Origin of the sequence: Microbacterium kyungheense (assembly GCF_006783905.1) — a bacterium.
GTDB classification, from domain to species: domain Bacteria; phylum Actinomycetota; class Actinomycetes; order Actinomycetales; family Microbacteriaceae; genus Microbacterium; species Microbacterium kyungheense.
The window spans coordinates 1,429,902-1,442,449 of sequence record NZ_VFPE01000001.1; the positions used below are offsets into that span (position 1 = coordinate 1,429,902).

The following is a 12,548-nucleotide window of genomic DNA, read 5'->3' on the forward strand; positions in this document are numbered from 1 at the left end:
CATGCATCGCATACGAGAAAGAAGCAGCACCCATGCGCTCTGGTCCGCGTTCCGCACCCCCGTCTCTCCGCCGCCGCGTCGCGCTCGGCGCGTCGGCCGTCACCGTCGCCGCGCTCGCCACCGGCGGCCTCGCCGTCCCCGCCGCCTACGCCGCGACGACCGACGTCCAGATCCTGGCGACCAACGACTTCCACGGCCGCATCCTCGACAACACCAGCAACGGCGAGGCCGGCGCGGCCGTGCTCGCCGGCGCCGTCGAGCAGCTGCGCGCGGCAAACCCCAACACCGTGTTCGCCGCCGCCGGCGACCTCATCGGCGCCTCCACCTTCGAGTCGTTCATCCAGCACGACAAGCCCACCATCGACGCGCTCAACGCCGCCGGGCTCGAGGTGTCGGCCGTCGGCAACCACGAGCTCGACCAGGGCTATGGCGACCTCGTGAACCGCGTCATGGCTCCGTACGACGCAGCGACGAACCCGTACGGCGGCGCGCAGTGGCAGTACATCGCCGCAAACCTCAAGATGAAGACGACCGGCGACCCCGCCGTCCCCGCCACGTGGGTCAAGGACGTGGGCGGCGTTCAGGTGGGCTTCGTGGGTGCGGTCACGGAGGACCTGCCCACGCTCGTCAGCCCCGGCGGCATCGCCGACATCACCGTCGAAGACATCGTGACGTCGGTCAACGCCGAGGCCGCAGACCTCGTCGCCGAGGGCGCCGACATCGTGGTCATGCTCGTCCACGAGGGAGCGACGTCGACGGACTGCGCCACGATGGACGACTCCGGCCCGTGGGCCGACATCGTCAACGGCGTGTCACCCGACGTCGACGCCATCGTGTCCGGCCACACCCACCTCGCCTACAACTGCTCCTTCCCGGTCTCGGCGTGGCAGTCGCAGGGGCGTGCGGTGACGGACCGGCCGGTCGTCTCGGCCGGCCAGTACGGCACGAACCTCAACCAGCTGGTCTTCTCCGTCGACGACGCCGGCAACGTAGCGGCCAAGACGCAGAAGATCCTCGCGCTGGAGCACTCGGTCACCGTCGGCACCACGACCACGTGGGTCGCGGACTACCCGGCCGACCCCGAGGTGGCGGCGATCGCGGCGGACGCGAAGCAGCAGGCCGAAGTGCTGGGCGCCGTGGAACTCGGCAAGATCGCCGGCCCGTTCAACCGCGCCAAGCTGGCCAACGGCACCACCGAGAACCGCGGCGGCGAGTCGACGCTCGGCAACCTGGTCGCCGAGGTGCAGCGGTGGGCCACCGCGCAGCCGGAGTCGGGTTCCGCCGAGATCGCGTTCATGAACCCCGGCGGCCTCCGCCAGGACATGGTCGGAAGCAACGCCGGCGGATACCCGGCGACGCTCACCTACCAGCAGGCCGCTGTCGTCCAGCCCTTCGCGAACACCCTCGTCAATATGCAGCTCACCGGCGCGCAGATCAAGACGGTGCTCGAGCAGCAGTGGCAGCGCGATGCGCTCAACAAGGTGGCCACGCGTCCCTTCCTGCGCCTGGGAGTGTCGGACGGGTTCACGTACACCTACACGCAGAAGGACGTCACCGAGTTCCAGAAGGACGACCCGAAGACGCCTGACGTCGACGAATCGTCCATCTCGTACACCGCACCCAAGGGCACGGTCACGGGCATGTGGCTGAACGGCGAGGCGATCGACCCCGCGGCGACCTACTCGGTCACCGTGAACTCGTTCCTCGCCACCGGAGGCGACAACTTCTTCGAGCTGAACAACGGCGCGAGCAAGCGCGACACCGGCAAGGCCGACCTCGCCGCCATGGTGGACTACATGGCCGCCTTCGCCGCGACGACGCCGCTGCCGGTCGACTACGCCCAGCACGCCGTCGAGGTCGGCTTCCCGGCCGGCGCGCCCAGCGCGTACGACCCGGGTGCCACGGTCTCGTTCGGCGTGAAGTCGTGGGCGATGTCGACGGCGGCAGACGTCAAGGACAGCGAGCTCACGGTGTCGCTCGACGGTGTCGCGCTGGGTTCGTTCCCCGTCGACAACACGATCGGCACGGCGGTCTACGACGACTACGGCACCGCTTCGGTCTCGGTGGCGCTGCCGAAGACGCTGCCGTTCGGCGGAACGGCGCAGTTGACGCTCACGGGGGCGCAGACCGGCACGTCGGTCGTCGTGCCGATCGCGACCGACAAGGCGCGCAGCACGACGATCGGCATCCCGAACAAGCTGATCGTCAAGGGCAACGGTGCCGTCCAGTTCACGACGATCGTGGTCGCCGAACGGCTCACCAAGGTCACCGGCGAGGTGACGATCTACGACGGCGACACGCCGATCGCGACGGCTACCATCACGGCGAAGGACCACGGAATCGTCAAGGTCAAGCTGCCCGCGCTCGGCAAGGGAACGCACAAACTGTCAGTGACCTACGGCGGCAGCGACACGGTGGAGTCGTCCACCAGCCCGAAGGTGACGGTCATCGTGAAGTGACTCGGGTCTGAGAAGAGACAGCGGATGCCGCGGGGCAATGCCTCGCGGCATCCCTGTTCCGTCTGCACGTGTGACATCCCGCGTCGGGCATCCACGGATGCCGCAAGCCCCGCCCGCATGCCGGGCGGGATCTAGGGTGGGGTCATGACACCCGCCGCCCGCTCACACACAGAGCGGGGAGCGAGCCTGCGGCGCGGGCTCGTCGCCGGCGGCGCAGTCGCCACGGTGACGGCGCTCCTGATGCTGCTGGCCGCCGTCCAGGGCATGCCGCGATTCCGGTCCGTTCCGCCGTCGCAGATCACGCAGACTGCCGAGCCTGAGCCGCCGGAGCCGACCGCCACGGGCGAACCGCTCCCCGAACTTCCCGCCGGCGCCGACCCGGGTGCCGTGCGGACCGTGATCCTCATCCTCCTCGGGCTGGTCGCTGCGGCCCTCCTGGCCCTGCTCGTCGTGGCGGTCGTCCGCGCCCTTCGGCGGGCGTGGGAGAACCGCGAGCTGGACGAGCGCGAGGGTGCCGTGATGGCGGCGGCGTCCAGCGGTGCCGGCGCCGTCGAGGCCCAGCCGGACGCGGCGGTCATCCAGCGGGGGATCGCGGCCGCGCTCCGGCGCATCGACCTCCCGGCCGTCCCCGGAGACGCCATCATCGCCGCCTGGGTCGGCGTCGAAGAGGCCGCCGCCGACTCGGGTGTCGTGCGGGGGATCAGCGAGACGCCGGGGGAGTTCGCTGTGCGGATCATCACGCGGCGCTCGGCGATCGACGCCGACGCCCGCTTGCTGCTCGTCCTCTACGAACGCGTGCGCTTCGGCGGCTACGCCGCGACCGAGGCGGATCGAGCCGAGGCGCGGCGCCTGCTCGAACGCATAGAGCAGGAGTGGCGGTCATGATGAAGCGCGTGCTGCTCATCCTCGTCGGCGTCGCGGCCGGCGCCGGAATCGTGGTGCTCCTGGACCGGGTCGGCGTGCCCGCCGAATTCGCCGCCGCCTGGCTGCTGCTCATCGTCGCCGTGGGGCTGCTGAGCCGCGCCGGACTACCCGACGACGGCTCCTGGCCACCCGCGCGTCCCGAACGGCGGCCGCGCGGATCCGAGGTCGCGCGCCTGAGCTGGAACATCAACTCCCGCACCGGTGAAGCGGGCTTCCTCATCGTCCGGCGCGTCGAACGCGTCCTGCGCCACCGGCTCGCCCGACTCGGCATCGACCTGGACGATCCCGATCAGTCCTCCGCTGTCGACGACCTCCTCGGCGCGGGCATCCGCGACACCTTCGCGCGCGCCGAGGTGACGCGCGCGGACCTCGAGCGCGTCATGACGGCCATCGACCGCCTTCCGACCCCCACGAACCAGGAGCGCTGATGCATCCGGAACCCTCTGGACCCGACCTCGTCCCCGACGACATCGCCGACCTCGGTCGGCGTGTCCTCGCCAGTGTGCGCACCGCGATCGTCGGGATGGACGACCCGCTCACGGTCGCCCTCGCCGCCGTGCTCGCCGGCGGGCACGTGCTGTTCGAGGACGTCCCCGGGCTCGGCAAGACGCTCGCCGCCCGCAGCCTCGCGGCGGCCCTCGGGCTGGACTTCCGCCGGCTGCAGTGCACCCCCGACATGCTCCCGGGCGATGTCACCGGCTCTTACGTGTACGCCCCCGACACGGGGGAGTTCCGCTTCCGTCCCGGGCCGATCTTCACGGGGCTGCTCCTCGCGGACGAGATCAACCGCACGACGCCCAAGACCCAGTCCGCGATGCTCGAGGCGATGGCCGAGCGGCAGGTGACCGTCGAGGGCGTGAGGTTCCCGCTTCCAGCGCCGTTCCACGTCATCGCCACCTCGAACCCCATCGAGTACGAGGGCACCTACGCGCTGCCGGAAGCGCAGCTCGACCGCTTCATGGTGAGGCTCTCGGTCGGCTATCCCACGGCCGAGGGCGAGACGCAGATCATCCTGGACCGCGTGCGCCGGCAGAGCCCGGATGCCGACGTCGAGCAGGTCCTGGACGCCGAAGGCCTCCTGCGCCTGCAGCGTGCCGTCGAGACGATCCACGTCGACCCCGACATCGCACGCTACTGCACCGACCTCGCTCGGGCGACCCGCACGGCGCAGCACGTCGCCGTGGGCGCGTCGCCGCGCGGGTCGCAGGCGCTCGTGCTGCTGGGGCGCGCGTTCGCCGCGCTCGACGGGCGCGGCTACGTCCGTCCCGACGACGTCAAGCACCTCGCCGTCCCGGTGCTCGCGCACCGCCTCACGCTGACCCCGCAGGCCTGGGCGCAGGGCATCGATCCGGCGTCGGTCGTCTCGTCGGCCGTCGCGCAGGTGCCCGTCCCGCCGACCGTCGCACACGCACGATGACCGAGGGCGTCCGCGCGACGAGCGAAGTGCCGGTGCGCTGGCAGCGGACGCCGGTCACCGCGCTGGGCCTGGCCGGAGCGGTGCTGCTGGCCGCGGCCGGTGTGGCGTTCTCGCGCCCCGACCTCGTCGCCGTCGCGCTTCCGCTCGGGCTCGCGACGGCGTGGGCGCTCGCGCGGCGCCCGGCCGCCGGCATCCTCCGCCTCGCGGTGTCGGCGCGCGCCGCCTCGGACGTCCCGCATGAGAGCGTCGTCGCGGGCGAGGTGGATGCCGCACTCGCGGCGGACTGGGTGCAGCTCGCCGTCGATCAGGGCGGGCTGCGCACGGGCCTCGCCGACGTCGAGCCGGGCGATGGCAGGCTGCGCACGCGCAGCCGGCTGCGCCACACGGGGCCGACCGAGCTGACCGCGCTCACCGCGCGCGGCGTGGACCTGGACGGCGCGTGGGTCACCGGGGCCAGTCCGCGCACGGCCCTCACGTGGAACGCCGTGCCCGAGACGGTGCCGCTGCAGCAGCTTCCGGTGGCGCTGCGGCTCACCGGGCTGCACGGCGGGCACGAGGGCGCGCGTCCGGGACAGGGCGGCGACTTCCGCGACATCCATCCGTTCGCCCCCGGAGACGAGCTGCGGCGCGTCGACTGGCGGGCGACCGCGCGACTGGCGCGGCGGCCGGGCGACCTGCTGGTCAGGCGCACCCAGGCGCTGAGCGACAGCACCGTCGTCATCGCCATCGACACCGCCGACGACCTCGGCGAGGCGGTCGTGACCTGGGGGACCGACGACCCCGAGCACAGCGGCGTGACGTCGCTGGACCTGGCGCGGCAGGCCGCGCTGTCGATCGCGACCTCCGCCGTCCAGGCGGGCGACCGCGTCGCGTACCACGTGCTCGCGCCGGGCGGCCGCACGGTGCGCGCCGGCGCCGGCGCGCGCCAGCTGGCCCGCCTGCGCGACGTGATCGCGGCGACGGGGGCGAGCGATGTCGAGGTCCGGTACCGACGCACGCCGGTGATCGCGCATGGCTCCATCGTGTTCGTGCTGTCGACGTTCTTCGACGGCGCCGCGGCCGAGCTCGCCACGCGATGGCGAGCCGCCGGTCATGCCGTGGTCGCCGTGGACGTCCTGCCCGTGCCGCACGCGGACCGTCTCGGCCGTGAGCAGCTGCTCGCGATGCGCACCGTCCTCGCCGAGCGGGACGACGTGTTCGCCGAGCTGCGCGCGACGGGGATCGACGTCGTGCCGTGGGCCGCGGGGTCACCCGACACCGCGCTGCGGATCGCCGCGCGCGGCCAGCGCCGGCTGCGGGCGGTGCGGCGATGACGCGCCGCGCTCACACCCTCCGGGTGCGCGCCGGCATGCCCGCCGTGCTGCTGCGGGTCCTCCTCGTGACCGTCACCGCGGCCGGCGCCATGGTCCTCGTCCCGGTGCCGCTGTGGCGCGGCGTCGCGATCGCGGCGGCGGTGGTCGGTGCGATCGTGCCGCGCTCGCTCGCCGGCTGGGGCGGCGCGGCGTGCGTGGGGCTCGGGATGCTGTTCGCCGATCCGGATCCGGCGCACACCGCCATCGGGGTGCTGGTCGTGCATGCGATCCATGTGCTCGCCTCGCTGTCGTGGATCGTCCCGGCGTCGTCGTGGATCTCGGTGCGCGCGCTGGTGCCCACGCTGCGCCGGTTCGTCGCGGTGCAGCTGATCGCACAGCCCCTCGCCATCGGCGTCGCGGTGCTCGCGGCGCCCGAGACGGGGACCGGGATCGCGTGGGCCGCGCTCGCCGGCGCGGCGCTCCTGGTGGTGGCCGTGGCGTTCGGGCTGCATGCGCTGCGCCGCGCGGATGCGGATGCTCCGGCGGTTCACAGCGCACCGCCAGGACGATCCGGAGCCGATGTCGGAGGCCCCGCCTAGACTTGACGGGTGCCCATCGTCCCTGTCGCCCTGCCCGGAAACATGACCGCCAGCCCGTCTGCGAACCCCCTCGGCACCAGCGGAAAGCTCAGCGTCCGCGGTGCCCGCGTGCACAACCTCAAGGACGTCGATCTCGACATCCCCCGGGATTCGCTCGTCGTGTTCACCGGCCTGTCGGGATCGGGCAAGTCCAGCCTCGCGTTCGACACGATCTTCGCCGAGGGCCAGCGGCGCTACGTCGAGTCCTTGAGCGCGTACGCCCGCCAGTTCCTCGGGCAGGTCGACCGGCCGGATGTCGACTTCATCGAGGGCCTCAGCCCGGCGGTGTCGATCGACCAGAAGTCGACCAACCGCAACCCGCGCTCGACGGTCGGCACGATCACCGAGATCCACGACTACATGCGTCTGCTGTGGGCCCGCATCGGCGTGCCGCACTGCCCGGATTGCGGCGCCGAGATCCAGCGCCAGACGGTGCAGCAGATCGCGGATCAGCTCATCGACCTGCCTGAGCGCACCCGCTATCAGATCGTCGCCCCCGTCGTCACGCAGAAGAAGGGCGAGTTCGTCGACCTCTTCAAAGAGCTCGGCGCGAAGGGGTACGCACGTGCCATCGTCGACGGCGAGCTGGTGCAGCTCGCCGAGCCGCCCGCGCTCAAGAAGAGCTACAAGCACGACATCGCGGTCGTCGTCGACCGACTCGTCGCCGCGCCCGGCATCCTCGATCGCGTCACCGATTCGGTCGAGACGGCGCTGTCGCTCGCGGGTGGCGTCATGCAGGTCAACTTCGTCGACGAAGAGGGCGACGACGCGTGGCAGTCGTTCTCCGAGAAGCTCGCGTGCCCGAACGGCCACCCTCTGCAGCTGACCGAGATCGAGCCGCGCACCTTCTCGTTCAACGCGCCCTTCGGTGCGTGCCCGGCCTGCTCGGGCCTCGGCACGCGCATGTCGGTGGACGTCGACCTGATGCTCGGCGACGAGGACCTCTCGATCCGCGAGGGTGTCATCATCCCGTGGACGACGCAGGGCAAGGGCCTCTTCCAGTACTACGAGCGACTGCTTGAGGGACTCGCGAGCGATCTCGGCTTCTCGCTCGACACGCCGTGGCGCATGCTGCCCGAAGCGGTGCGCGAGGCCGTGCTGCGCGGGGAGAACTACAAGGTCACGGTGCGGTGGAAGAACCGCTACGGCCGTGAGATGCGGTACTCGTCGGGCTTCGAGGGCGTGGTGCCCTACATCGAGCGCCAGTACACGCAGGCCGAGTCCGACACGCAGCGCCAGCGGTGGTCCGAGTACCTCCGCGAGGTGCCGTGCCCCGTGTGCGACGGCGACCGGCTGAAGCCCGAGGTGCTGGCGGTGCTCGTCCACGGGCATTCCATCGCGGATGCCTCGCGCCTGAGCCTCGGCGAGGCGCGCGAGTACTTCGCGAAGCTGACGCTGACCGACCGCGAGGCGACCATCGCGGCCGCCGTCCTGCGCGAGATCCGGCTGCGCCTGGACTTCCTCATCCGCGTCGGGCTGGACTACCTCAGCCTGAGCCGCGCCGCGGCGACCCTGTCGGGCGGCGAGGCGCAGCGGATCCGTCTCGCGACGCAGATCGGCTCGGGCCTCACGGGCGTCCTGTACGTGCTCGACGAGCCGTCGATCGGTCTGCACCAGCGCGACAACCGGCGCCTCATCGAGACGCTCGTGGCGCTGCGCGACCTCGGCAACACGCTCATCGTCGTCGAGCACGACGAAGAGACCATCCACGCGGCCGACTGGGTCGTCGACATCGGACCGGGCGCCGGCGTCAACGGCGGCGAGGTCGTGCATTCGGGCCCGATCGGCGAGCTCCTCGCCGACACCGACTCGATCACGGGCGACTACCTGTCGGGCCGCCGCGCGATCGCGACGCCCAAGAAGCGCCGCAAGATCGACAAGAAGCGCCAGGTGACCGTGGTCGGCGCGCGCGAGAACAACCTCAAGAACGTCACCGTCGACTTCCCGCTCGGGGTGCTGACGGCGGTCACGGGAGTGAGCGGCTCGGGCAAGTCGTCGCTCGTCAACGGCATCCTCTATCAGGTCCTCGCCACGCGCCTCAACGGCGCGCGTCGCGTCGCCGGCAAGCACACGCGCGTGACCGGCCTCGAGAACCTCGACAAGGTCGTGCACGTCGACCAGGCGCCCATCGGCCGCACCCCGCGCTCGAACCCGGCCACCTACACCGGCGTGTTCGACCGCATCCGCACCCTCTTCAGCGAGACGCCGGAGGCGAAGGTGCGCGGCTACCAGCCGGGCCGCTTCAGCTTCAACGTCAAGGGCGGCCGCTGCGAGGCGTGCTCGGGCGACGGCACGATCAAGATCGAGATGAACTTCCTGCCCGACGTGTACGTCGACTGCGAGGTGTGCCACGGCAAGCGGTACAACCGCGACACCCTCGCCGTGCACTACAAGGGCAAGAACATCGCCGAGGTGCTCGAGATGCCGATCGCCGAGGCGGCCGAGTTCTTCGAGCCGATCCAGGCGATCCACCGCTACCTCAAGACGCTGGTCGACGTCGGACTCGGCTACGTGCGCCTGGGCCAGTCGGCGACGACACTCTCGGGCGGCGAGGCGCAGCGCGTCAAGCTCGCGACCGAGCTGCAGCGCCGCACGAACGGCCGGTCGATCTACGTGCTCGACGAGCCGACGACGGGTCTGCATTTCGAGGACGTCCGCAAGCTGCTCGAAGTGCTCAACGGGCTCGTCGACAAGGGCAACAGCGTCATCGTGATCGAGCACAACCTCGACGTGATCAAGTCGTCCGACTGGGTCATCGACCTCGGTCCCGAGGGCGGCGCCGGCGGTGGGCAGGTCATCGCGACCGGAACGCCCGAGCAGGTCGCACGCGCCGAGGGAAGCCACACCGGCGCGTTCCTCGCCGAGGTGCTCGGCCTGAGCACGCCGACGCACGCGGTGCCCGAGCTCGTCGGGGCCCGCAAGGCCGGCTGAGCGGCATGGCACGATCCGCTCCGACCGTCCCGTACAAGCCGAAGCCGGGGGAGATCCCCACCAATCCCGGGGTCTACCGCTTCCGCGACGCGAATGGCCGCGTGCTGTACGTGGGCAAGGCGAAGAACCTGCGGGCGCGGCTGTCGAACTACTTCGCCCCGCTGCACACGCTGCACGAGCGCACGCGGCGCATGGTGACGACGGCGGCGTCCGTGGAGTGGACGGTCGTCGCCACCGATGTCGACTCGCTGCAGCTCGAGTACCAGTGGATCAAGGAGTTCGACCCGCCCTTCAACGTCCGCTACAAGGACGACAAGTCGTACCCGTTCATGGCGATCACGCTCGCGGACGAGGCGCCGCGCGTGATCGTGACGCGAAACCGCCGCATCCCCGGGGCAAAGTACTTCGGCCCGTACCCGAAGGTCTGGGCGGTGCACGACACCATCGATCTGATGATCAAGGTGTTCCCGATCCGCACCTGCAGCGACTCCTCGTACAAGAAGGCGATGGCCAGCGGGCGGCCCTGCTTCCCCGGACAGATCGGGCGCTGCGGCGGGCCGTGTTCGATGAAGGTGACGATCGAGGAGCACCGCGCGATCGTCGAGGACTTCATCGCGTTCATGTCGGGCGGCGACCAGCGGTTCACCCGGGCCCTGACCGCGCGCATGCGGGAGGCATCCGCCGCCATGGACTACGAGGCGGCGGCGGTCTACCGCGACAAGCTGCAGTCGATCGACGCGGTGCTCAACAAGAGCGCGCTCGTACTGGCGGCCGACACCGACGCCGATCTCTTCGGCATCGCAGAGGACGAGCTGGCCGCGACCGTGCAGCACTTCGTGATCCGCGGCGGGCGTGTCCGCGGCGTGCGGGCGACCACGATCGAGAAAGAGATCGACATCACCGGCGGCGATCTCGTCGATCAGGTGCTGCAGCGCACGTACGGCAACGCCGCGGCCGCCGACATCCCGAAGCAGGTGCTGGTGCCGGCGATGCCCGACGACGCCGCCGACCTCGAAGAGTGGCTGCGCGAGCGCCGTGGCAAGAACGTCACGATCCAGGTCGCGCAGCGCGGCGCCAAGGCCGACCTCATGCGCACCGCGAGCCTCAACGCGCAGCAGGCCCTCATGCTGCACAAGACCCGGCGCACGAGCGACTACGTGGCGCGCACGCAGGCGCTGACCGACCTGCAGGAGGCCCTGGGCCTGGCCGAAGCGCCGTTGCGCATCGAGTGCTTCGACGTCTCGCACCTGAGCGGCACGAACGTGGTGGCGTCGATGGTGGTCTTCGAGGACGGACTGCCCCGCAAGGACCAGTACCGCTCGTTCGGCGTCGCCGAGACCACCGATGACACCGACTCCCTGTACCAGGTGCTGATGCGGCGCCTCGCGTACCTCGATCGTCCCGAAGAGAACGAAGCGGATGCCGCACCCGACGCGACCGCGGACGGCGCCCTTCGGCGGGCTCAGGAACCGGTTGTGTCGCCCCGCAAGCCCCGCTTCGCCTACCGGCCGCAGCTGCTCGTCGTCGACGGCGGCCAGCCGCAGGTGGCGGCCGCGGCGCGGGCCCTGCGCGACGCCGGTCACGAAGAGGTCGCCCTGTGCGGCATCGCCAAGCGCCTGGAGGAGGTGTGGCTCCCGGACGAGGAGTACCCGGTGATCCTGCCGCGCACGTCCGAGGCGCTGTACCTGCTGCAGCGGCTGCGCGACGAGGCGCACCGGTTCGCCATCACGCACCAGCGTCGCCGCCGTCGCCGCGACATCCAGAGCGTGCTGGCCGAGGTGCCGGGCCTCGGCGAGGCGCGCATCAAGGCGCTGCTGCGGCATTTCGGCTCGGTCTCGGCGCTCAAGCAGGCGACGCCCGACGAGATCGCGCAGCTGCCGGGGGTGGGCCCGAAGCTCGCCGCCGCCGTGCACGCGCATCTCGCCGCGCCCGCAGATGGGTAGGCTGGGCTCGACGACGGGGGTGGTCATGAGCGAGGGGACGCGTCACGAGGCGGCCGGTGAAGTGCTGATCGTGACCGGGATGTCGGGCGCAGGACGCTCGACCGCGGCGAATGCGCTCGAAGACCTCGGGTGGTACGTGGTCGACAACCTGCCGCCCCAGATGCTCAAGCCGCTGCTGGATCTCACCGAGATGGCCGGGGGAGTGCTGCCCCGGGTCGCCGTCGTCGTCGACGTGCGGGGGCGCGACCTCTTCTCGGATCTCCCTGAGGCGATGCGCGCGCTGCGCGAGCGGCGGCAGATCCGGCTCATGTTCCTCGACGCCTCCGACGACGTGCTCGTGCGTCGCTTCGAGGCCGTGCGGCGCCCGCACCCGCTGCAAGGCGGCGGGACGCTGGTGGACGGCATCCGTCTCGAGCGTGCGCGCCTCGCGGCCGTGCGCGAGAGCGCCGACGTCATCATCGACACCTCGGCGTACAACATCCACCAGCTCGCGACGCAGGTCACGGACCTGTTCACCGCGGCCGGTGCCGCCCGTCACACGCTGACGCTGCTGAGCTTCGGGTTCAAGTACGGGCTGCCGCCGGACGCCGACCTCGTGGCCGACATGCGGTTCCTTCCGAACCCGTTCTGGGACGAGCGCCTGCGGCCGTTCACCGGCGAGGACGCCGAGGTGCGCGAGTACGTCCTCGCACAGGAGGGCGCACGCGAGTTCCTGGACGCCTACACGCAGGCGCTGCGGCCCGTGCTGGAGGGCTACCAGCGCGAGAACAAGAGCCACTCGGTCGTCGCCATCGGCTGCACCGGGGGCAAGCACCGATCGGTCGTCATGGTCCGCGAGCTCGCCGAGCGGCTGGCCTCGGTGCCCGGTGTCGCGGTGCGCGTGAGCGACCGCGACCTCGGTCGCGAGTGACCCGACGCGGGGCGCCGAGCGATCCGGCCGAGTA

General features: G+C 71.3%; 9 protein-coding genes. All 9 read left to right on the forward strand.

Going from position 1 to position 12,548, the window contains the following annotated elements:
- The first annotated feature begins 32 nt into the window (after positions 1–32).
- The gene (locus FB391_RS06385; protein ID WP_141893541.1) at positions 33–2,459 is read left to right on the forward strand and encodes a 5'-nucleotidase C-terminal domain-containing protein; all 2,427 of its coding nucleotides are present in this window, start codon (positions 33–35) and stop codon (positions 2,457–2,459) included.
- 144 nt (positions 2,460–2,603) lie between these two features.
- Positions 2,604–3,344 (forward strand): DUF4129 domain-containing protein, encoded by a 741-nt coding sequence (locus tag FB391_RS06390; protein WP_141893542.1) that lies wholly within the window; start codon positions 2,604–2,606, stop codon positions 3,342–3,344.
- Positions 3,341–3,811, forward strand: coding sequence for a hypothetical protein (locus FB391_RS06395; protein WP_141893543.1), 471 nt, complete (start codon positions 3,341–3,343; stop codon positions 3,809–3,811). The genes FB391_RS06390 and FB391_RS06395 overlap by 4 nt, the downstream gene beginning before the upstream one ends.
- On the forward strand, positions 3,811–4,800 hold the full coding sequence (locus tag FB391_RS06400) for an AAA family ATPase (RefSeq protein ID WP_141893544.1): 990 nt from the start codon (positions 3,811–3,813) through the stop codon (positions 4,798–4,800). The genes FB391_RS06395 and FB391_RS06400 overlap by 1 nt, the downstream gene beginning before the upstream one ends.
- On the forward strand, positions 4,797–6,113 hold the full coding sequence (locus FB391_RS06405; RefSeq protein WP_141893545.1) for a DUF58 domain-containing protein: 1,317 nt from the start codon (positions 4,797–4,799) through the stop codon (positions 6,111–6,113). Before FB391_RS06400 ends, FB391_RS06405 begins: the two co-directional genes overlap by 4 nt.
- Positions 6,110–6,691, forward strand: a complete 582-nt coding sequence (locus FB391_RS06410; RefSeq protein ID WP_141893546.1) for a hypothetical protein — start codon at positions 6,110–6,112, stop codon at positions 6,689–6,691. The genes FB391_RS06405 and FB391_RS06410 overlap by 4 nt, the downstream gene beginning before the upstream one ends.
- Positions 6,692–6,733: 42 nt before the next feature.
- Positions 6,734–9,661, forward strand: coding sequence for an excinuclease ABC subunit UvrA (gene uvrA, locus FB391_RS06415; RefSeq protein WP_141893687.1), 2,928 nt, complete (start codon positions 6,734–6,736; stop codon positions 9,659–9,661).
- A 5-nt stretch (positions 9,662–9,666) separates the two neighbouring features.
- Positions 9,667–11,604: an excinuclease ABC subunit UvrC gene (gene uvrC / locus FB391_RS06420; protein WP_141893547.1), complete on the forward strand. Its 1,938-nt coding sequence runs from the start codon at positions 9,667–9,669 to the stop codon at positions 11,602–11,604.
- A 25-nt stretch (positions 11,605–11,629) separates the two neighbouring features.
- Positions 11,630–12,514, forward strand: a complete 885-nt coding sequence (rapZ, locus tag FB391_RS06425; protein ID WP_141893548.1) for an RNase adapter RapZ — start codon at positions 11,630–11,632, stop codon at positions 12,512–12,514.
- Positions 12,515–12,548: the final 34 nt, after the last annotated feature.

Coding starts and splice junctions, on each gene's coding strand:
- FB391_RS06385 (WP_141893541.1), top strand. CDS start 33: ATGCGCTCTGGTCCGCGTTCCGCACCCCCGTCTCTCCGCCGCCGCGTC.
- FB391_RS06390 (WP_141893542.1), top strand. CDS start 2,604: ATGACACCCGCCGCCCGCTCACACACAGAGCGGGGAGCGAGCCTGCGG.
- FB391_RS06395 (WP_141893543.1), top strand. CDS start 3,341: ATGATGAAGCGCGTGCTGCTCATCCTCGTCGGCGTCGCGGCCGGCGCC.
- FB391_RS06400 (WP_141893544.1), top strand. CDS start 3,811: ATGCATCCGGAACCCTCTGGACCCGACCTCGTCCCCGACGACATCGCC.
- FB391_RS06405 (WP_141893545.1), top strand. CDS start 4,797: ATGACCGAGGGCGTCCGCGCGACGAGCGAAGTGCCGGTGCGCTGGCAG.
- FB391_RS06410 (WP_141893546.1), top strand. CDS start 6,110: ATGACGCGCCGCGCTCACACCCTCCGGGTGCGCGCCGGCATGCCCGCC.
- uvrA (WP_141893687.1), top strand. CDS start 6,734: ATGACCGCCAGCCCGTCTGCGAACCCCCTCGGCACCAGCGGAAAGCTC.
- uvrC (WP_141893547.1), top strand. CDS start 9,667: ATGGCACGATCCGCTCCGACCGTCCCGTACAAGCCGAAGCCGGGGGAG.
- rapZ (WP_141893548.1), top strand. CDS start 11,630: ATGAGCGAGGGGACGCGTCACGAGGCGGCCGGTGAAGTGCTGATCGTG.